This is a genomic window from Roseateles puraquae (genome assembly GCF_002205845.1).
Lineage (GTDB): Bacteria > Pseudomonadota > Gammaproteobacteria > Burkholderiales > Burkholderiaceae_C > Pelomonas > Pelomonas puraquae.
Window position 1 is genome coordinate 28,368 of record NZ_NISI01000012.1, and the last position, 18,927, is coordinate 47,294.

The window sequence follows — 18,927 nt, forward strand, 5'->3', positions numbered from 1 at the left end:
CTGCCCCGATGAATGCAAGCCTGCAGCGCTTCTGGGTTCTCGTGCGCCTTTCACTGGCCGTGGCCGTGGGCTGGGTCGCCGGGTGGGGATGGGGACTTGCGACGCTGGCGCTCCAGAGCCTGGTGCTGGCCCTGGGGTTCGTGCAGCTTCGCTGGGTCAACCAGCCAGCGCCGGGCTGGGGTGCCTTGCTCAAGGCCTGGGCGGGTGAAGCGGTGGCCAGCGAGCTGGCCTTCTCCTGGCGCCAGCCCTGGCGCGAATGGGCGGAGCCTGACCACCTGCCCGAAGGCGCCCGGCAGGGGGTGCTGCTGGTGCACGGCTTCGCCTGCAACCGTGGTCGCTGGAACGGCTGGATGCGCCGGCTGCGGGCCGACGGGGTGGCCTTTGTCGCGCCGTCGCTGGAGCCAGCCTTCGGCAGCATCGACGATTACGCCGACGAGATCGAGGCCGGCGTGCGCCGCCTGATGGCCGCGACCGGCCGCATGCCGGTGGTCTGCGCGCACAGCATGGGCGGCCTGGCGCTGCGGGCCTGGTGGCGCCGGTACGGCGCGCAGCATGCGCAAGCGCCCCGCGCGATCACGCTCGGCTCGCCCCACCAGGGCACCCGCATGGCGGCACTTGGCCTGGGCGTGAACGCGGCCCAGATGCGCCGCGGCAGCGCCTGGCTGGCAGCCCTGCCGGGCCTGCCGGATGTCGACTGCTTCTGGACGCCGTGCGATCAGGTGGTCAACCCGGCCGCAACCGCCATCCAGGCTGAAGGACGCGCGCACCGGGTGGACGCGGTGGGGCACATGGGCCTGGTGCACTCCGACGCTGCCTGGCAGCAGTTGCAGGTGGCGCTGAGCGGCCAGGCGCCCGTCAGTCCCGCGCCGACAGGAAGCGCGCCAGCGAGGTGATGTCGATGGCGCAATGGCCGCCGTACAGCGGATGCCATTCGGTATCGACACCCAACGCCTGGGCCCGCGTCGCCAGCGCCTGGGTGCCCTCGAAATTGCCGTAACGGTCATACAAGCCGCAGGACAGGTACAGCGCGGGCCGCCGCGGCGCGCCGGCCAGGGTCTCGATCAGGGCCAGCGGTGATACCCGCGCCCATTCGGCGTCATCAGCCACATGCTGGCGGGCCAGCCACCACACGCCGAAGGCGACCTTGGGGTCGGCGCCGGTGCGCTGCAGCGCGGCGCGGAGTGTGCCCAGGCTCGCGAACGGCGAGTCTTGGTAGACGCCGGGGCAGAGGGCGGCGATCCGGTCGAAGCGGCCGGGCTGGCTCAGGCCCAGCGTCAGCACGTTCAGGCCGCCCATGGATTCGCCCACCAGCATGCGCCGACGCGGTGTGCCCGTTTGCGCGTCGAGCTGCGCATCCAGCCGGTCCAGCTGTGGGCCGATACGGTCCAGCAGTCCGCTGCGCGGCGCTTGCGCGCGCGGCGTCAGCAGCCATTCCCGCCCGTAGGACAGGGTGACGACCGTCGGTGCCGGCAGGCCCAGGCGCTGCCATTCGCCCTGCACCTGGGCGGTGAAGTAGCTCGGGTCGTTCCAGGCCTCTGCGTCCAGCCCGCGGCCATGCAGGTGGTAGACGCGATCGGGGGCGCTCGGGCCGGTGGGCTGGTTGATGCAGTAGTGCAAGTCGTCCAGCGTGCCGCAGGTTTGCCGAGCGGGCGTGAAGGTGACGGCCTGCTCGCCTTGAGGGGCGGTGAGCCGGGCCCAGGCCATGGACGCCAGCGCCACGAGCGCCAGCAGGATCAGGGCGGGCAGGGCGAGGCGGTGCGCCAGGCGGTGCAGGGAGGAGGTGTTCATCGGAAGTGCTCGTTGAAAGGCTGGGCCGCTCGGCCATGCGGCAGCTCACCGCAGCTGCGGTGCGACAGGGGAAGGGGGCGTCAGGCCACGCCGGCGCGGGGCAGCGGCGGCGCGCGGCGGGCGGGCGGCGACGCGGATGAGACGCGGGGCCGGCGCGAGGCTGTGGCGGGGCCACCGGGCAGCAGCGCCAGGCTCAGCACATAGCCGACGATGAAGCTGCCGCCAAAGCCCAGCACCGGCGCGGGCAGCCAGCCCGGCAGGGCCAGCCCGAGCAGAGCCGCCCAGGCGAGGCCGTGCTCACGGGCGCGCCGGTGCAGCAGGCCTGGCAGCAGCAACGTCAGCCAGGCGGCGGTCATCAGCCCGCCCAACGCCGCGCTGTGCGTGAAGGCCAGCTGCAACACCTCGTCGACATACGGGCTGGGCGGCGGGGCCGTCCAGCGGGCCAGGGCGGCGCAGGCGAGCGCCACGGCCAGCAGGGCCAGGGCTGCCAGTGCGCCCGAGCGGGCCCGCGCCGCGCGCATCGCGAGCAGCATCGCCGTCACGGCCAGCAGCGGCGCCTGCGCCTGAGCGGCCAGCGCGAACAGCCCCATCGCCAGCCCCGTCAGCTGCAGCGCGCGCAGCGTCAGCGGCAGGGGTGAGGCCCCCGCGACAGGGGCTGACACCGCCCACCAGGCTGGGCACAGCAACCAGGTGGCCTGCACCGGCAGCGGGCCCAGGCGCAGCCAACCCGTCGGGGCGGCGCCATCAGCTTGCGGCGCGCTGGCCCAGAGCAGCGCGGCGCCGAGGGCGAAGGTGGTGGCGGCTCGCCAGCGGGCGTCCTGCTGCAGGCGGGGGCGGGGCAGCAGCCAAAAACTGGCGCAGGCCAGGGCGAGCGACAGGCCGTTCACCCAGGCATAGCCGCTCGGCGCGTCTCGCGTGGCCATGAAGGTGCCGCCCAGGCCGACGACGAGACCGGCGCAGGCCAGGCCCAGGTGGTCCGGCTCGCTCAGCGACCCCACGGCGCGGCACGTGGCGAGATGAAGCGCCGCGGTGAAGCAGCCCCAGGCGTAGATCAGCGCGTCCTGGGCATCGTCGATCGCCAGCACCTCGGCCCGCATGGCGCGAGCCCAATCCGCCTGGCGCGAGGGCATCAGCGCCTGGGCCAGGGTCAGCAGGGTACGGGTGACGCCGGCGCACAGCCAGCGTGGCAGGGTGCGACTCATGCCGGCTCCGCGGCGTCGGCGTTGTCGTCGGGGGTGACGCGGGTCAACAAGGCGCGCGCCTCGGCCAGCGCGTCGGCCATCGAGTTCACGAGCGCCACGCCGGCGTCGGTCAGCCGGTACACATGCCGGGGCGGGCGGCCGGCGATGGGAGATTCCTCCCAGCGCGCCTCCAACTGGCCCGCCGCTTCCAGCCGCATCAGCAGCGGATAGAGCGTGCCCGACTTCAGGCCCGATTGGGCGGTGATGTCGTAGCCATGCCGCCAGTCAGCGCCGGCGTCGGCCAGCACGGCGAGGGCCCTCAATGCCTGGGGAGAGAAAGCGCGGGAGCGTGCCATGCCGTTAAGTCTACATATGTAGACTTAACGGTCAAGAGGGATTGCGCAGGCCGGGGCCTGGCGACCTCAGGCGGCCCCGGCCGCTTCCTTGGCGTCGTCCTTCAGCACGCCGCGGCGGATCTGGTCGAGTTCGATGCTCTCGAACAGCGCCTTGAAGTTGCCTTCACCGAAACCCTCGTTGCCCTTGCGCTGGATGAGCTCGAAGAAGATCGGCCCGATCACTTCCTTGGTGAAGATCTGCAGCAGCAGCTCGTTGTCGGCGCCCAGGTGGGTGGCGCCATCGATCAGGATGCGCAGGCGGCGCAGCTCCGCCACGTTCTCGCCGTGTTGCGGCAGGCGCTTGTCGATCAGGTCGAAGTAGGTGTCGATGGTGTCCTGGAAGGCCACACCCGTGCCCTTCATGCCTTCCACCGACTTGTAGATGTCCGTCGTGCCCAGGGCCACGTGCTGAATGCCCTCGCCGCGGTACAGGTCCAGGTATTCGGCGATCTGGCTCTTGTCGTCGCTGCTCTCGTTGATCGGGATGCGGATCTTGCCGCAGGGGCTGGTCATGGCCTTGCTCTTCAGGCCCGTCAGCTTGCCTTCGATGTCGAAGTAGCGCACCTCGCGGAAGTTGAAGAAGCGCTCGTAGAACTCCGACCACTCCTTCATGCGGCCGCGGAAGACGTTGTGCGTCAGGTGGTCGATCTCGGTCAGCCCATGGCCCACCGGGTTGGGGTCGACCGGCTGGCCGGCAGCGTCCAGCAGCGGCACGAAGTCGACGTCATAGATGCTGATGTTGCCGATGGCGCCCGCCTTGGCGCCGCCCTTGCCCTGCCAGCGGTCGACGAAGTAGATGAGGCTGTCGCCGATGCCCTTGATGGCCGGGATGTTCAGCTCCATCGGGCCGGCCTTGTTGTCAAAGCCCCAGGCGCCAAGCTCCAGCGCGCGCTGGTAGGCATGCGCGGCGTCCTGCACGCGGAAGGCAATCGCGCAGATCGACGGCCCGTGCAGCCGCGCGAAGCGCTGCGCGAAGGAGTCGGTCTCGGCATTGATGATGAAGTTCACGCCGCCCTGGCGGTACAGCGTCACGTTCTTGTGGCGGTGCTTGGCGACCGCGGTGAAGCCCATGGTCTCGAACAGCTTGCCGAGCCCGGCCGGATCGGGGGCGGCGAACTCGATGAACTCGAACCCGTCGGTGCCCATCGGGTTGTCCCAGGGGGTGAACTTGGCCATGAAGGTCTCCAGCAGCAAGGCGATGAAGCTCGAAATTCTGCGGCGCGGTTCGCGCAGGTTTCATGCTTTGTTCGGCGCGCAGGCCATGCAAAACGCAGGAAAACTGCAAAATGCGTTGCATGGACGCCCCGATCGAGCTCGACGCCATCGACCGCCGCCTGCTGCGCGCGCTGCAGCAGGACGGCCGTGTCACCTACGACGCGCTGGCCAGCGAGGCTGGCCTGTCGTCCTCCGCCGTGCTGCGCCGCGTGCGGCGGCTGGAGGACGCTGGCGTCATTGCCAGCTATGTGGCCCTGGTGCCGCCCGAGCGCATCGGCCTGGGCCTGACGGCCTACATCAACGTGCGCCTGGAGAAGCAGACCGACAACCCTTTGCGCAACCCCCGCGACCTCTTCCGCGCCGCGGTCCAGACCTGGCCCGAAGTGGTGGAGTGCGCCGCGCTCACCGGCGAGATGGATTACCTGCTCCGCGTGCTGGTGCAGGACATGCAGCACTACGCCCGCTTCATCTCCGACACGTTGCTCATGCACCCCAGCGTGCAGGACTGCAAGACCAGCTTCGTGCTGGAGCGCTTGAAGAACACGACGGCCGTGCCGGTGTGAGGTGCGCAGGGGATGACCGCACGGCGACTGCGGGCAGTCGACATGCGGTGACAGAAGGCGGCTGTGGGCCAGAAGCGGCCCGGCTGCGGAGGTCTGCTTTCGCTTACATCGGGATGGCAGTTGGACACGGGAGGACGCAATTGCTACGTGTCCCCCGGGCCGCTGCGCGGCCCTCCTCCTGTACCTTCGCAATTGCGTCCCCCCGCATCCCACTGCAGCACCGTTGGGTGTCCTCGACGAACAAGTCGAGCGTCGCGCAAGCGGGCAGTGGTGCGGGCCTGATGCGCAAGTAAAGGAGGAGGACCGCGTAGCGGGCCGGGGGACATGGAGCATCAGGCCCGCCCCGCTGCCTGCGCCGATCCGGCCCTGCAGCGTCCTCGGGGTCAAGCCGCTGAACGACTGCTTTCTTCCCGCGAGTTCGATGGGCCGGAGGACCGCTGCGGGGCGATCTCTCCCGTTCGCCCCGCAGCGCGCCGAGGTGCGCCATCGTGCTCCGCCGCCCGTGTAGGTCACCGGCCTCAGTAGCCCCAGCGGGTAGCCCCGTCAGTCGAACTCGTGCAACAGTTTCAGCGTCGGCTCAGGCCCGAGGTTGAGCAGGTCGGCGATGTCGTGCAGGTCGTCGGGCACGCCGGCGTCGTCCCAGCCGCGGGCGGTGTGGCGGGCCAGGCGGACGGCGAGCTGAACGCAGCGCACCTGCGGGTCGCGGCCGTCGGTGTCGGCGGTGATGCGGGTGAGCAGCTCGGGCAGGTGCCAGCGCTTCATCAGGGCCTGTTCGAGGTCCGCCAGCGTGATGCCCAGCACCTGGCGCTGGGCCTGGATGCTGCGCAGGTGGCGGTCTTGCTCCTGAAGCCGGGCGATCTGCAGGGCGAGGTCGGGGGCGTGCACCCACAACAGCATTTCGGCGAAGTCGTGCAGCAGCGCGGCGCTGTGGATGACCGCTGCGTCGGGGTCGGCGCGGTGGGCGGCAAAGCCCAGGGCGTAGCGCGAGGCGCGCTCGGCGCGCTGCATCACGCGGGACAGCCCCAGCAGCGCCTCTTCATGGTCGGCCAGCACGGCCTCCAGCGTGGGCTGCGGCCCGAAGGCGCGGAAGAAGGGCGAGATGCCCGTCAGCACGAGCGCTGCGGTGACGGTCTCGGCGTCGGCGCGCAGGCCGGCGTTGCGGCTGCGGCGCTGCTCGCTGGCGTGCACCAGCACCTTCAGCGTCATCAGCGGGTCGCTGGCGAAGGCCTCGCCCAGGATGTGGGCGTCGACGTCGTCTTCGGTCGCCCGCATGTGCTCCAGGGCTTCGGCCGTGTCGGCCAGCACCGGGATCTCGGCCCGGGCAAAGGCGTCCACCCAGGCTTCCAGGCGAGGCAGCGGGGCGGTCAGGCGCAGCAGGGCGGACATGCCGCGATGCTAGGCCCGGGCGGGGCCGCCTGCTCGTCGGAGGCGGCCCCGTTTTGCGGCTCAGTTCACAGCCGGCGCACGCCGTCCAGTTGCGCGATCAGCTGGCCGTCGGCGTACAGCGCCCCTTCGGGCGCGCCGGCTTCGGCGTAGAACTCCAGCTGGCTGCGCTCGCGGCGGCGGCGGTAGGCGGGCGAGAACACCAGCCGGATCGCCCGCAGCGCGCGCTTGATGCGCTTGAAGCGGCGGGCCCAGGCGGCGTGGGTTTCGGCGGCGTCGGGGCCGCGCAGTTCGATCAATCTCATGAGGGTCTCCTTGGGCGCTGGCCCGGCGGCCCTCATCACATGGATCGAGGGGCGGGCGGCGCGGGCGGTTCAGGGGCTGTCGTCGGGGAAGCGTTCGCGCAGCAGCTTTCGCAGGTCCAGGCGGGCTTGCTGGCGCAAGGTGCGGGCGTCCTGCGGCGTCTGGTGCCGGCCGGCCTGGCGTTTCATGGCCGGCGCGACGAGCGGATTGCGCGGCTTGCGCAGGGTCAGTTGCAGGGGACGGGGCGAGGTGAACTGGGGCATGAAGTGCTCCGGTGAAAGCCGCGGATGTGCGGCGGGCCATGCAGCGGCTCGACCCGGGAGGGGCCTGCGTTTGCGCGAAAGGTTTGGAGAGAGAGGCCTGGGGCTTGCGCTCGAGACAAGCGGGCCGGGCGGGTCAGGGGTTGGTGTGCAACCTCGCTGTGGCGCTAGGGGACTTCAACGTCACAACTTGCGCAAATGATAAACAAACGTTGATCTTGCACAAGCGGTTTTTATCCCACACCCCTAACGTGCGTGGTTCCGTCCGTCCAATGACGGATGTGAGGAAGCTTCAGCGCTTCTTGGGCTTGAGCGGCGCGATGCCCGCCTGCAGCCTGCGCCACTCGTCGAGCTCGGCCTGCGGGGCCGAGGCGGCCGGCTTGGCCGTTGCCTTGGGGAGTGCTCGGGGTGTCGCCGCCGGCTCCGGCGTGAGCACTTCGCCCAGCAGGTCCAGCAGCCGCGTGCGGGCGCGCTGCGGATGGCGGCGGTAGTAGGTCAGCACCAGGCCGACGATGAAGCGTTCGTCGTCATCCGCCGGCAAGCTGGGCGACGGCTCGGGCGGTGGCGGAGCCACATGCCCCATGGCGGCAGCCATCGAGGTGAGCGGTGCCGGGCCAGGCGCGGCGCCATGGTCGATGTCCATCCAGCCAGGCGGCTTGTGGCAGAGCTGCTCGAACTGCCGCGCCAGGCGTTCGCCAATCTGGCGCGACCGGCCCTTGATCTGGCTCCAGTAGCTGGGCTGGATCTGCAGCTTCTCGGCAAAGCGCCGCTCCAGGCCACGCAGGGTGGCCGCATCGGGATGTTTGACGGTGGCGCTGACGAACTCTTCGAACAGCCGCATCGCGTTGTCCAATCGGATCTGCGCGACGTCGCGGGGGGCGCTGGGCATGGGGGGCGATGATAAATGACCGTTCACCAAGCCCCAGTGCGCGGGGGTATCAATCGGGCTCGTCCGTGCCCTGGTACGCGGCGGTCAGGGCCGCCTGGGTGTTGGGCGGCACGGCGTCGTAGTGGCTCAGCAGCAGGGTGTAGCGCCCCTGGCCGGCCGTCATCGCATTGAGCCGCGACTGGTAACTGGCCAGTTCGGCCAGCGGCGCCAGGCCCTGCACGATCAGGCTGCCCGGCACGGCCACCCGCGTGCCGTTGACCTGGCCGCGGCGCGAGGCCAGGTCGCCGGTGATGTCGCCGATGCTGTGCTCGGGCGCGGTGATCTCCACCTGCACGACGGGCTCCAGCACCAGCGGCCGGGCAGCGCGCACGGCTTCGATGAGCGCGCGCCGGCCGGCGGTCACGAAGGCGATCTCCTTGCTGTCCACCGCATGGTGCTTGCCGTCGTAGACCACCACCCGCAGGTCCACCAGCGGAAAGCCCGCGATCACGCCGCTGGCCAGCGCTGCCCGCACGCCTTTCTCCACGGCCGGCATGAATGGGCCCGGGATGGTGCCGCCCTTGACCGCGTCGACGAACTCGAAGCCCGCGCCACGCGCCAGCGGCTCCACGCGCAGGTAGACCTCGCCGAACTGCCCGGCGCCGCCGCTTTGCTTCTTGTGGCGGTAGTGGCCCTCGGCCGGCGCGGCGATGGTTTCTCGGTAGGCGATGCGCGGCGGTTCGGTCAGCACCTCGCCCTTGTAGAGCTCACGCAGCCGCTCCAGCAGCAGCCGCAGGTGCAGCTCGCCCAGGCCGTAGACCAGGGTCTGCTGGCCGTGCATGCCGTCCTGCCCCGTCTGCTCGATGCGCAGGCAGGGGTCTTCATCCACCAGCCGCGCCAGCACCTCCCAGAGCTTTTGCTCATCACCCCGGCGTGCCGGGCTGATGGCCAGGCCGTGCACCGGCGTCGGGAAGTCCAGCGGGCGCAGGAAGATGTGCTCGTCTTCCTGCGCGTCGTGCAGCACGGCGTCGAAGGCGAGGTCGTCCACCTTGGCAATGGCGCACAGGTCGCCCGGCAGGGCTTCGTCCACTTCCAGGTGCCGGGCGCCCTGCAGCATGAAGAGGTGCGCGACACGGATGGGCTTGCGCGCATGCCCGACGTACAGCAACCCGCCCTTGGCGATGCGGCCCTGGTGCACGCGCATCACGCCCATCTTGCCGAGGTAGGGGTCGGCCACGATCTTGAACACGTGGGCCAGCGCATGCGCGGCGGGGTCGGGCCGCACGGGGTAGGGCGCGGGCTCGGTGCCCTTGCCCTCCAGAAAGGGTGGCGGGTTGCCTTCGGCCGGGTTGGGCATCAGCGCCTCGATGGCTGCCAGCAGCTCGCCGATGCCTGCGCCTGTCTTGGCGGAGCAGAAGCACACCGGGATCAGGTGCCCTTCCCGCAGCGCCTGCTCCAGCGGCGCGTGCAGCTCGCGCGGGTCGACATCGCCCTCCGTCAGGTAGCGGTCCACGAAGGCGGCATCCACCTCCACCACCTGCTCCACCAGCGCGCGGTGGGCGTCGGCGACCGACGAAAGGTCGGCCTCGCCGCTGGCCGCGAAGAAGCAGTCGGCCACGCGCCGTGCGCCGTCGGCCGGCAGGTTCAGCGGCAGGCATTCGCGCCCGAAGACCTCGCGCAGTTGCGCGAGCAGCGCGGGTAGGTCGACGCCGGCCGCGTCGATCTTGTTGATGACGATCAGCCGCGCGAGGCCCCGCTCGCCCGCGGTCGTCATCAGGCGCTGGGCCATCAGCTCGATGCCGTTCTGCGCATTGATGACGACCACCGCGGTGTCGGCGGCTTCCAGGGCCGGCAAGGCCTGGCCGACGAAGTCGGGAGCGCCCGGCGTGTCGATGGCATGCACGCGGATACCGCCGTGCGTGAAGTGTGCGAGGCTCGATTGCAGGGAATGGCCCAGGCGTTTCTCCAGCGGGTCGTGGTCGCTGACCGTGCTGCCCCGTTCGATGCTGCCCGCCTGGGGCAGGGTGCCGGCATGGGCCAGCAGGGCGTCCAGCAGCAGGGTCTTGCCGGCGGCGGCGGGGCCGACCAGTGCGACCGCGCGGATCGCGTTCACTCGTGAATCCAGGCTCGCGCTCATCGGACTCTCCTCGTGGGGGAAAGGCCAGCGTAGAAGAACGCGGCCCGGCGGGCAAGGGCAGAATCATTTGCATGCTTCGCCACACCGCACGCCCCTTTGCCTTCGCCCTGACCCTGCTGGCGCTGTCAGCCCAGGCTCAGCCCGCCGTCCCGGCCGATGAACTCAAGGCCATGCTGGCCGAGGTCAGCCCGGCGCGCATCGAGGCGCGCATCCGCAAGCTGGTGAGCTTCGGCACCCGGCATACGCTGTCGGACATCGCGTCCGACACCCGCGGCATCGGTGCCGCGCGGCGCTGGATCACGGCCGAGCTCACCGCCTGCAGCAAGGCCGCGGGTGGCCGGCTGCAGGTGGAGGAGCAGAGCTTCATCGAGCCGGCGGGCAACCGCGTGAGCCAGCCGACCGAGCTGGTCAACGTGGTCGCAACCCTGCCCGGGCGGGGGGCCAGCAAGTCCCGCGTGCTGGTGGTCAGCGGCCACTACGACTCACGCAACAGCGACGTGATGGATTCGCTGGGCGAAGCCCCCGGTGCCAACGACGATGCCTCCGGCACCGCGGCCGTGATGGAGCTGGCCTGCGTGATGGCGCGCCGGCAGTTCGACGCCACGCTGGTGTTCATGGCCGTGCCGGGCGAGGAGCAGGGCCTGCTGGGCGCGGCGCAATGGGCGCGCGAAGCCCGGGCGGCCGGCACGAACGTCGAGGCCATGATCACCAACGACATCATCGGCAGCTCGCGCGGTGACGCCGGGCAGGTCGACCCCAAGCGCCTGCGCCTCTTCGCCGACGGGCTGGACCCGCTCGTGCGCCTGCTCACCGCCGCCAATGCCAACCGCCCCGCCACCGAGGCCGACACCAAGGCCCTGGCCGCAATGCAGGCCGAGCTGCTGCCGCTGCTGCAGGCCGGCGGCAGCGAAGACCTGCCCACGCATCAGCTGGGCCGGCACCTGAAGGCGGCGGCCGAGGCGGCCATGCCGGGCTTCACGGTGCAGCTCATCCAGCGCCGCGACCGCTACCTGCGCGGCGGTGACCACATTCCCTTCCTGGAGCGCGGCTATGCGGCCGTGCGCATCAGCGAGCCGTTCGAGAACTTCGCCCACCAGCACCAGAACCCCAGGACCGAGAACGGCGTCGTCTACGGCGACCTGCCCGAGTTCGTCGACTTCGCCTACGTGGGCGACGTGACCCGCGCCAACCTCGCCGGCCTGGCCACGCTCGCGTGGGCCCCGGCCCCGGTCAAGGGCCTGCGCCTGGATGCGCGCGAGCTGACGAATGACTCGACGCTGGAATGGCAGCCGAGCGATGACCCCGAGGTGGCCGGCTACCGCGTCGTCTGGCGCGACACCGACTCGGCCGCCTGGCAGCAGTTCAAGGACGTCGGCCGCGTGACACGGGTGACGCTGCCGGTGTCCAAGGACAACGTGGTGTTCGGCGTCCAGGCCGTCTCACGCAAGGGCTACGCGAGCCTGGCGGCGTTCCCGCTGCCGCGGCGTTAGTCGTCGGTCGTGCTGCGGCGCCAGCGTCGCACGCCGCCCATCGCGAGCAGCCCCAGCGACAGCAGCGCGGCAGACGGCGGCTGCGGCACGGTGGAGACCGGCGCGCCGCTGCTGAACACCAGCCGGTAGTCCGGGTAGGCGGCGGCAAAGGTCGGATCGATCTCGAACAGCGGGTCCAGCGTCGCCAGGCTGGTCATGCCGCTGTTCACGGGGCCTTGCCCGGGCTCGATCTGGGTGATCGACGACACGAACATCTGCACCTCATAGAGCAGGTTGCTGCCCATGTTGAAGGTCTTGCTGTCGTCAAAGGGCAGGGTCAGCGTGCCGGTGGGGCCGATGTCGCGGCTGGAGATGTGCAGGTATTCCCGGTAGATCGGGTTCATGGCGCCGTTCTGATCGCCGAGGATCTTGAGCGACAGCGTGGCGAAGCCCACCTCGCCGTCGAGATTGGACCCCGTCAGCTTGAGCTGCCCCGAGGTGTGCATGACGACCGGCAGGCTGATCGAGCTGGGGCCCTGCAGCTGCATCTGGTAGATCAGCGTCATGCTGGCGCCGGAGCGGCTGCTCACGGGATCGGGCCCGCTGCCCGCGCCGGTCTGCAGATCGGCGGTGGACGTCGTCGTGATGACGGGCGCTGCGCCCCACTTCAGCGTGGCGGTGGCGGAGGTGTTCGGGGCGTAGGCCGTCTGGTTGCCCGTGCCGGTGACGCCGTTGCGCTCGCACCGGAAGGCACTGCAGGTGTAGGCCTCCGTATAGCTGGAGACGGAGACTGGCGTCAGCGAGAGTGCAGCTGCGGGTCCGGCGCCGGCGATGCCCAGTGCCGGCAACAGGCTGCAAAAGCCGCGGCGCAGGCGGCGTGAAAGTCCGTTCATGGCGTGATTCCCCTGGTCCGTGACATGGGCGAGACGTCTGCCTGCGCTGGCTAGGCCAGGTTTTCAGGCGCCTCGCTTCTTGTCGTACGGATTCGGGGCGGCGACTCCGCCATCGCGCCGCAAGTTTTTTGTGCGGGCCGCGGCCTTCAGCTCACAGGAAGCCCAGCGAGCGCGCGCTGCCGAAGTTCGTGAGGTTGGGCAGGATCTGGTCGAGCTGGGCGTTGGTCGCGCCCATCCAGCCCAGCAGCGTGGCGGCGTACTGATCGACCGAGCGGGTCGGAATCCAGCGCCCTTGCTGCTCCCAGGCGTCCACGCCCACGTCGTCGGGCCCGCCCAGGGCGAGCGTCGGGTAGCTGCCGTACAGCCCGCCGCGCACCGCGCCGCCCAGCACCAGGTGATGGTTGCCCCAGGCGTGGTCGGTGCCGCCGCTGTTGTTGGGTTTGAAGGTGCGGCCGAAGTCGCTCTGGGTGAAGGTCGTCACCGATTCCGCCAGGCCCAGGGCGGTCAGCGCAGCCTGGAAGCAGGCCAGTGCATCGCCCAGTTCCTTCAGCAGCGCCGCGTGCGTGCCCGAGACGATGTCGCTGCCCGCCTGGTTGCCGTGGGTGTCGAAGCCGCCGAGCTGGGCGAAGTAGATCTGCCGGTTGCCACCGAGTGTGGCGCGCACGTCCAGCAGCTTGGCCGCCTGGTAGAGCTGGCGGCCGAGGCGCGTGCTCACGTTGCCGTTGGTGATCAGCGGGGCGAAGGCGTTGTCGATGGCGGCATTGCTGCCGGCCTCGCCCGGCTTGCGCTTGACCAGCGGGCCGAGTTGTTCGGACAGCGCCATGGCGCTCTGCTGCTGGCGCTGGAAGGCATTGGCCAGGTCGGTGTCGGAGGTCTGGGCGGCGAGGGCCTTGATGGCGTCGAGCTTGAGCGCGTTGGGCTTCCAGCCGATGTCGGCCGCGCCCAGGCCGGCGGCGCCAAAGCCGTCGCCCGGGCCGGGCAGCACCAGCGGCACCGCCAGCTCCGACAGGCCGAAATGGCCATTGCCACCCACGCTGATCACGGGGCTGGCCAGCGCCAGGGCCTGGGCGCTGCGGCCCCCCCAGCCGGTGCGGCTTTGGGCATCGGTGCTGGCGGATTCCCACAGCACCTGTTGGTCGCTGTGGGAGAAGAGGCTGGGCGGGGTCAGCGCGGTCTTGCCGGCGTCCGCCCGGTACTGGGCCTTGGTGAGCGGCGCGTACAGCGGGCCGACGTTGAATTGCACCGCCAGCCGGCCTGCGGCATACAGCGGGTTCAGCGCGGCCAGCGCCGGGTGCAGGCCGAAGTCGGTGTTGCCCAGGCGGCCGAGGCTGGCTTGCGGGAGGGCCAGGCCGGCGCGCACGCGGGCGTAGTCGCCATAGCGCGTGGCGTCCATCGGCACGACCGTGTTCATGCCGTCATTGCCGCCGTACAGGAAGACGCAGACCAGGGCCTTGAAGTCGGCCGCCAGCGCACTGCGCAGTGGCGCCAGCGCGCCGAGCGTGCCCAGGCCCAGGGCGCCGGCCATCAGGCGGCGGCGGCTCACGGGGGTGTGGTGATGCATGGTGATGGCCCTCTCAGCGCACGATCTGGAACTGCGGCGCCGCGAACACGAGGTAGGCGGCAGTGGCGACGCGGTTGCGCTGCCAGGTCTTGGCGTCGGTCTTGTCGGTCCACCACTGCACCGCCTCCAGCACCTTGGCGCGCGGGCCGTCGGGCAGGGGCTCGCCATGGGCCAGCAGCGACAGGCGGTCCACCAGCTTGGCGGCATCGGCGGCATCGGCATCGAAGCTGTCGAGCACGACCTGCGTGCCGACGGCATTCGGCACGTTGGTCGCGGGCTTGGAGCCGCCCCAGTTCAGCAGATAGGTCAGGAAGTTCAGCCGCTCCAGTGCCGTGTTGGCGTTGTGGATGCCGAAGGCCGAGCCCTGCAGCGAGGTGCCGGCGACGGGGTAGTCCGGCGGGTAGAAGTTGAAGACGGACGGCGGGCGGAACACATGCTGGCGCAGCGTCTCGCCCCACCACCAGCCCAGCGCGTCGCCATCGGTGCGGCCGTTCAGGGCGCGCAGCACGCTGGCCATCATCAGCGCTGGCTCGCGCAGCCGGCCGCCGGTCGAGCCGGGCGAGCTGTCGCCCCGGGCTTCGGCATCCAGCAGCACGGCGGCCACGGTGGCCGCCAGGTCGCCCGGCTTGCCGGCGCCGAAGCTCACGCCGGCATTCGTGAAACGACCCGCCGTGAACGCCGCCGACACCCGGCCCACATAGGCTGGCGACGGGTTGGAGCGCACCAGGGCCTGGATCAGCTGCCGGCCGATGAAGGGGGCGAGGTTGGGGTGGGCCATCAGGCTGTCGAGCACCGCGTCCAGCGCCTGGGCGGGCGTGCTGTTGACGGGCACGCTGCCGCCGGCCAGCAGCGTGCGGGCGGTGGTGTCATGCAGGGCGGGCAGCGGCACCATCTCGCCGTCGTAGAAGGTGCAGTTGGCGCCCTTGGGCCAGCAGCCCCATTTGGAGGCGCCGCCGGCCGGATACGTCCAGCCCGTCAGCGCATAGGCATAGGCGCGCACCGCGGCGTTGTCATAGGTGGCGGTGCAGCGGCCGCCCTTCAGGCTGCCGTCGGCATTCAGCAGGCAGGTGCCCAGCGAGAACAGCTGCAGCAGCTCGCGAGCGAAGTTCTCGTTGGGCGCCGCCTTGTCGTTGTTGACGCCGTTCAGGTAGTCGCCCATGACCGGGCTGAGCGCCACGGCGCGCAGCACGTCGCGGTAGTTGCCCAGCGCGTTGTCCAGCAAGGCGTTGTGGTAGCGGCGCAGGCCATAGGTGCCTTGCACTTCGAGGTTGCTGACCACCGTGATCTGCTGCAGCGCCCAGGCCACGCGCTGGCGCAGCTGGTCGGGCTGGTTGACGGCATTGCGGTAGAAGTCCCACAGCAGCGGCTGGCCGGAGTACCAGTCGCGCCAGCAGGTGTCGCTCTGGTGCGCGGGCTGGTCGCAGTAGCCCACACCGCTGGTGTCGGTGTGGATGGCGGTGCCGCCACCGCTGGTGTAGCGGGAGCTGGCCGGCAGGTTGACCTGGGCCTGCACCCAGGCGGCCGCGCTCTGGGTGCGCATCTGCGCGATCAGCGGCTCGGTCGCGCCGAAGGTGGCCTGCGAGGCCAGGCGCACCGCATCGCGCTGGGTCATGGGCGGCGCGGTGGGCGTGGTGACGGGCGAGCTGACGGGCGAGGCGTCAGGGCTGGTGCCGCCGGCCCCGCCACCGCCACCGCAGGCGGTCAGCAGCAGGGCAGCACAGGCGGGCACCAGCAGGAGAGCGGGCAGGCGCATGGGTCGGGTCCTCGGGCAAGGCCGCGCATGGTGGCGCGCATGCCGTCACGCCCGTAACGCGACGTTGCCCGTGGGTCATCTCGTTAACCGCTGGCAACAACCTCGGCTTGAACCGCTGCCCGGCGTGATTTGCACACGGCGCGCACCGCGCCATCATCCCGGCATGAACACCTCGCTCGCACGCACCTGCAGCGCGCTCGGCCTGGCAGGGCTGCTGGTGGCCTGTGGCGGCGGTGGCGGTGCGACGCCCGTCGCGTCGCCTGGCGCGCCTGCGCCCGCACCCGCGCCGACCCCCACCGCGGGCCCGCCCGTGGCCACCGCTCAGCCGGTGCAGCTGGATGCGCCCTGGGGCCTGGCCCAGTTGCCCGACGGCAGCTGGCTGGTCACACAACGCACCGGTGGCCTGGTGCGCGTGTCGGCCGACTTCACGAGCCGCCAGGCCGTCAGCGGCGCGCCGGCTGTCGACACTGCCGGGCAAGGCGGCCTGCTCGATGTGGCGCTGGACCCCGACTTCGACAGCAGCCCCTACGTCTACCTCAGCTATTCGGAGCCCGGCAGCGGCAGCGAGGCCGGGCGCTCGGGCACGGCGGTGGCGCGCGCCCAGCTGGTGGGCAATGCCTTGCAGGGGCTGACGGTCATCTTCCGGCAGGCGCCCAAGGTGAGTGGCAGCGGGCACTACGGCTCGCGCCTGGTGTTCGGGCGTGACAAGACGCTCTTCATCACCCTTGGCGAGCGCCAGCAGGGCAGCCCCGCGCAGGACCTCACCCAGACCCTGGGCAAGGTGGTGCGCCTGCAGCGCGACGGCAGCCTGCCCACGGGCAACCCGGCGCTGGCGGCGGGCGCGCGACCGGGGCTGTGGAGCTGGGGCCACCGCAACCCGCAGGGGGCGGCCCTGCATCCGGTCACCGGAGAGTTGTGGGTGGGTGAGCACGGCCCGCAGGGCGGGGACGAGATCAACATCGCCCGGGCCGGGGCCAACTACGGCTGGCCGCTGGTGAGCTATGGCTGCAATTACGGCGACCCGGTGGGCGACGCCTGCCGCATCGGGGGCGGCACGCATGCGCCGCGCTTCGTGGAGCCGCTCACCACCTGGACACCCACCTCGGTGGCGCCGTCAGGCATGGCCTTCTACACCGGCGCGCTCATCCCGCAATGGCAGGGCCAGCTCTTCGTCGGGTCCTTGGCCGGGCAGGCGCTGTGGCGGCTGACGCTGTCGGGCGACACGGTGGTGGCCAAGGAGGCGCTGTTTGCCAACCTCGGCCAGCGCATCCGCGATGTCAAGCAGGCGCGCGACGGCGCGCTGGTGTTCGTGACCGACAGCGGGCGCCTGTACCGCGTGGCGCCGTCCTGAGCCGTCAGCAGGGCGAGCCGGCGGGCAGGGCCGAGCAGGACTGGGCGTCCAGCTGCAGCACCAGGCCGTCCAGCGTGCGGCCGGTCAGGCGCAGCAGCTTGTAGGCGTTGTCGGCCAGGGCGGTGCTGCCAAGCGTGGCGCTGAGTGCCGCCGTGGTCGCGCCGGCGGCGAGTTCCGTTTCGGCCAGGCGGGTGTTGCAGGCCTTGTCGGGGCACAGCTGCGCGCGATTGAAGGCCAGCCCGGCGCGCGTGGTCGTCCAGGTGGGGTTGTAGGTCAGCTTGGCGTTGGCCGCCACCTTCAGTGCCGCCAGCGCCGAGTTGGCCGCCGTGGCCAGGGCCGGCCACGGCTGGCCGCTCTGGCTGGCGGCCGCGATCGGGGGCAGGCCCGCCAGGTCGATGCTGATCGAGGCCCCATCCAGCCCGCTCAGCGGCGTGGCGCAGGCGCTGTCGCTGTAGAGGTCGATCTGCAGCGCGCGGCCGGCGCGGGCGAAGTTGCGGGCCACCGCATCGCCCGCGGCGCCGCTGGCCAGCGGCAGGGCGACCTGGTCGGCGCCTCGCAGGGCGCCGGTGGCCGGGTCGAGGCTGGGCGTGGCGTCGCTGCTGCTGGCGCTCCACAGGCTGAGGTAGCTGCCGCTGCCGGCGTTCTTGAAGAAGGCCAGCGGCAGGCTGTTCCCGCTGGCATCGAGCTGGCTGACGCGGGCGCACTGCAGCACCGCCCCCCCGCTCACGGTCAAGGCGGGGATGCTGATGTCCAGGTAGCGCGCGGTGCTGTCGGCTGCGGTCGCATCGACCCGGCGCGTCAGCACCACGCGCGACACGGCCGTGGCTTGCACTTCCAGCCGGTTGCCCAGCAGCACCCAGCCGCTGCTGCGCTTCACGGCGGCCTGCTCTACGCCCAGGCGGCGCTGAAAGCCCTTGCTGTTCTGGTAGACGAAGTCGATGCGGCACAGCGGATCGCCGGCGCCCAGGGCGCAGCGGCCCAGCGTGGTGGGCAGCAGCTTGCCGCCGAACATCACCTCACCCTCGCCCAGCACACCGTTCAGCCGCAGGCAGATGATCTGCGCGGCCTGCGTGGCGCCGGTGAAGGCGCTGGTCGCCGGGTCGATGCTGGCCCGGGCATTGGGGTCCATGAGCGAGGCCAGGCCCGTTTGCGAGTTCACGCAGGCGGCATTGCTCGCGGTGGCCCCGATGAGCTTGGCGAACAACGCATCCAGCGCCGGCAGATCGACGCTGGCCGCCGCAGCATCGACGCTGAGGCTGCCCTGGGTCGTGCCCGGCTCCAGGTAGGCCGTGCCGCTGCCGAGCCGGGACGTGAGTGACACGAAGGCCTTGGTGTCGGTGCCCAGCGAGACGCCCACGGTGTCGAGCAGGCGGTCGTAGCCGGTGTGGGCGCCGGGCGTGAGGGCGCCGGCGAGCAGGTCGAAACCGGCGGCCAGCCCGGCGTCGGCCAGCGCTGGGGCCAAAGCGGTGCGCAGCTGCGTGTGCACGTTGGCCAGCGTGGCGTCGGGTATGGCGGCGAGGGCGCCGTTCATCAGCGCTTCGGGGCCCAGGCCGCTGGCCAGCACGGCGATGGCGCTGGTCATCGGGGTCAGGTGCAGGGTGCCACCGGTGTTGGTCAGGCCCCAGACGCACAGCGGCTTGTCGGCCACGGTGCCGCAGGCTTCGACCCGGAAGGTGCCGGTGCCCGTGAGCGTGATCGGCCCATAGGTGCCGGTCGTCGCGCTGACCGCCTTGCCGGTGGCGATGGCCTTGCCGGACGGGTCCAGCACCCGCACCGTGGCGCCGCTCAGGGCGAGGCCACCGGCCAC

Annotated in this window: 17 protein-coding genes; 4 read left to right on the top strand and 13 right to left on the bottom strand. The window is 71.1% G+C overall.

What is annotated here, in order from left to right; all coding sequences use genetic code 11:
* Positions 1–8 precede the first annotated feature (8 nt).
* Entirely contained in the window at positions 9–893 is an 885-nt protein-coding gene (locus CDO81_RS22455; protein ID WP_088485487.1) for an esterase/lipase family protein, read from the top strand.
* On the opposite strand, the gene CDO81_RS22460 is transcribed toward CDO81_RS22455, so the two are convergent.
* The 4 genes from CDO81_RS22460 to hppD all read right to left on the bottom strand — a co-directional run bounded on the left by CDO81_RS22460 (position 856) and on the right by hppD (position 4,540).
* The gene (locus CDO81_RS22460) at positions 856–1,788 is read right to left on the bottom strand and encodes an alpha/beta hydrolase-fold protein (protein WP_088485488.1); all 933 of its coding nucleotides are present in this window, start codon (positions 1,786–1,788) and stop codon (positions 856–858) included. The two genes, CDO81_RS22455 and CDO81_RS22460, sit on opposite strands and share 38 nt — an antisense overlap.
* Positions 1,789–1,868: 80 nt before the next feature.
* Positions 1,869–2,990, bottom strand: coding sequence for a hypothetical protein (locus tag CDO81_RS22465; RefSeq protein ID WP_088485489.1), 1,122 nt, complete (start codon positions 2,988–2,990; stop codon positions 1,869–1,871).
* The gene (locus CDO81_RS22470) at positions 2,987–3,325 is read right to left on the bottom strand and encodes a PadR family transcriptional regulator (protein ID WP_088485490.1); all 339 of its coding nucleotides are present in this window, start codon (positions 3,323–3,325) and stop codon (positions 2,987–2,989) included. Before CDO81_RS22470 ends, CDO81_RS22465 begins: the two co-directional genes overlap by 4 nt.
* Positions 3,326–3,391: 66 nt before the next feature.
* On the bottom strand, positions 3,392–4,540 hold the full coding sequence (gene hppD / locus CDO81_RS22475; protein ID WP_088485590.1) for a 4-hydroxyphenylpyruvate dioxygenase: 1,149 nt from the start codon (positions 4,538–4,540) through the stop codon (positions 3,392–3,394).
* A gap of 119 nt (positions 4,541–4,659) precedes the next feature.
* Here hppD and CDO81_RS22480 point away from each other — a divergent pair, with 119 nt between their 5' ends.
* Positions 4,660–5,142 carry an Lrp/AsnC family transcriptional regulator gene (locus CDO81_RS22480; protein ID WP_193466531.1) on the top strand — a complete coding sequence of 161 codons (483 nt, stop codon included), beginning with the start codon at positions 4,660–4,662 and terminating at the stop codon, positions 5,140–5,142.
* A gap of 543 nt (positions 5,143–5,685) precedes the next feature.
* On the opposite strand, the gene CDO81_RS22485 is transcribed toward CDO81_RS22480, so the two are convergent.
* From CDO81_RS22485 to fusA, 5 genes are all read right to left on the bottom strand, one after another.
* On the bottom strand, positions 5,686–6,528 hold the full coding sequence (locus CDO81_RS22485) for an HDOD domain-containing protein (protein ID WP_088485491.1): 843 nt from the start codon (positions 6,526–6,528) through the stop codon (positions 5,686–5,688).
* 65 nt (positions 6,529–6,593) lie between these two features.
* Positions 6,594–6,830, bottom strand: a complete 237-nt coding sequence (locus CDO81_RS22490) for a hypothetical protein (protein WP_144397362.1) — start codon at positions 6,828–6,830, stop codon at positions 6,594–6,596.
* 69 nt (positions 6,831–6,899) lie between these two features.
* Entirely contained in the window at positions 6,900–7,091 is a 192-nt protein-coding gene (locus CDO81_RS22495) for a hypothetical protein (protein ID WP_088485493.1), read from the bottom strand.
* 289 nt (positions 7,092–7,380) lie between these two features.
* Complete coding sequence (locus CDO81_RS22500; protein ID WP_241517100.1) at positions 7,381–7,977, bottom strand: hypothetical protein; 597 nt, start codon at positions 7,975–7,977, stop codon at positions 7,381–7,383.
* 49 nt (positions 7,978–8,026) lie between these two features.
* The gene (fusA, locus tag CDO81_RS22505; RefSeq protein WP_088485494.1) at positions 8,027–10,093 is read right to left on the bottom strand and encodes an elongation factor G; all 2,067 of its coding nucleotides are present in this window, start codon (positions 10,091–10,093) and stop codon (positions 8,027–8,029) included.
* A 71-nt stretch (positions 10,094–10,164) separates the two neighbouring features.
* Between fusA and CDO81_RS22510 the strand changes: the two genes are divergently transcribed.
* Complete coding sequence (locus CDO81_RS22510) at positions 10,165–11,583, top strand: M28 family metallopeptidase (protein WP_088485495.1); 1,419 nt, start codon at positions 10,165–10,167, stop codon at positions 11,581–11,583.
* On the opposite strand, the gene CDO81_RS22515 is transcribed toward CDO81_RS22510, so the two are convergent.
* The 3 genes from CDO81_RS22515 to CDO81_RS22525 form a co-directional block, all read right to left on the bottom strand.
* Positions 11,580–12,455, bottom strand: a complete 876-nt coding sequence (locus CDO81_RS22515) for a hypothetical protein (protein WP_088485496.1) — start codon at positions 12,453–12,455, stop codon at positions 11,580–11,582. The genes CDO81_RS22510 and CDO81_RS22515 overlap by 4 nt on opposite strands.
* Before the next feature lie 151 nt (positions 12,456–12,606).
* Positions 12,607–14,016, bottom strand: a complete 1,410-nt coding sequence (locus tag CDO81_RS22520) for a DUF1501 domain-containing protein (RefSeq protein WP_088485497.1) — start codon at positions 14,014–14,016, stop codon at positions 12,607–12,609.
* 13 nt (positions 14,017–14,029) lie between these two features.
* Positions 14,030–15,769 carry a DUF1800 domain-containing protein gene (locus CDO81_RS22525; RefSeq protein ID WP_088485498.1) on the bottom strand — a complete coding sequence of 580 codons (1,740 nt, stop codon included), beginning with the start codon at positions 15,767–15,769 and terminating at the stop codon, positions 14,030–14,032.
* 163 nt (positions 15,770–15,932) lie between these two features.
* On the opposite strand from CDO81_RS22525, the gene CDO81_RS22530 reads away from it, so the two are divergent.
* A complete protein-coding gene (locus CDO81_RS22530; RefSeq protein ID WP_088485499.1) occupies positions 15,933–17,120 on the top strand; it encodes a PQQ-dependent sugar dehydrogenase in 1,188 nt (395 codons plus the stop codon).
* Positions 17,121–17,124: 4 nt separating this feature from the next.
* Here CDO81_RS22530 and CDO81_RS27815 read toward each other — a convergent pair whose 3' ends face one another.
* Positions 17,125–18,927 (bottom strand): hypothetical protein, encoded by a 1,803-nt coding sequence (locus CDO81_RS27815; RefSeq protein WP_158218387.1) that lies wholly within the window; start codon positions 18,925–18,927, stop codon positions 17,125–17,127.

What these genes read in the sequence shown, in the direction of transcription:
- CDO81_RS22465 (WP_088485489.1), bottom strand. Translation starts at nt 2,990, where the DNA reads ATGAGTCGCACCCTGCCACGCTGGCTGTGCGCCGGCGTCACCCGTACC.
- hppD (WP_088485590.1), bottom strand. Translation starts at nt 4,540, where the DNA reads ATGGCCAAGTTCACCCCCTGGGACAACCCGATGGGCACCGACGGGTTC.
- CDO81_RS22530 (WP_088485499.1), top strand. Translation starts at nt 15,933, where the DNA reads ATGAACACCTCGCTCGCACGCACCTGCAGCGCGCTCGGCCTGGCAGGG.
- CDO81_RS22515 (WP_088485496.1), bottom strand. Translation starts at nt 12,455, where the DNA reads ATGAACGGACTTTCACGCCGCCTGCGCCGCGGCTTTTGCAGCCTGTTG.
- CDO81_RS22460 (WP_088485488.1), bottom strand. Translation starts at nt 1,788, where the DNA reads ATGAACACCTCCTCCCTGCACCGCCTGGCGCACCGCCTCGCCCTGCCC.
- CDO81_RS22485 (WP_088485491.1), bottom strand. Translation starts at nt 6,528, where the DNA reads ATGTCCGCCCTGCTGCGCCTGACCGCCCCGCTGCCTCGCCTGGAAGCC.
- CDO81_RS22525 (WP_088485498.1), bottom strand. Translation starts at nt 15,769, where the DNA reads ATGCGCCTGCCCGCTCTCCTGCTGGTGCCCGCCTGTGCTGCCCTGCTG.
- CDO81_RS22470 (WP_088485490.1), bottom strand. Translation starts at nt 3,325, where the DNA reads ATGGCACGCTCCCGCGCTTTCTCTCCCCAGGCATTGAGGGCCCTCGCC.
- CDO81_RS22500 (WP_241517100.1), bottom strand. Translation starts at nt 7,977, where the DNA reads ATGCCCAGCGCCCCCCGCGACGTCGCGCAGATCCGATTGGACAACGCG.
- CDO81_RS22490 (WP_144397362.1), bottom strand. Translation starts at nt 6,830, where the DNA reads ATGAGATTGATCGAACTGCGCGGCCCCGACGCCGCCGAAACCCACGCC.
- CDO81_RS22480 (WP_193466531.1), top strand. Translation starts at nt 4,660, where the DNA reads ATGGACGCCCCGATCGAGCTCGACGCCATCGACCGCCGCCTGCTGCGC.
- CDO81_RS22495 (WP_088485493.1), bottom strand. Translation starts at nt 7,091, where the DNA reads ATGCCCCAGTTCACCTCGCCCCGTCCCCTGCAACTGACCCTGCGCAAG.
- CDO81_RS22455 (WP_088485487.1), top strand. Translation starts at nt 9, where the DNA reads ATGAATGCAAGCCTGCAGCGCTTCTGGGTTCTCGTGCGCCTTTCACTG.
- CDO81_RS22520 (WP_088485497.1), bottom strand. Translation starts at nt 14,016, where the DNA reads ATGCATCACCACACCCCCGTGAGCCGCCGCCGCCTGATGGCCGGCGCC.
- CDO81_RS22510 (WP_088485495.1), top strand. Translation starts at nt 10,165, where the DNA reads ATGCTTCGCCACACCGCACGCCCCTTTGCCTTCGCCCTGACCCTGCTG.
- fusA (WP_088485494.1), bottom strand. Translation starts at nt 10,093, where the DNA reads ATGAGCGCGAGCCTGGATTCACGAGTGAACGCGATCCGCGCGGTCGCA.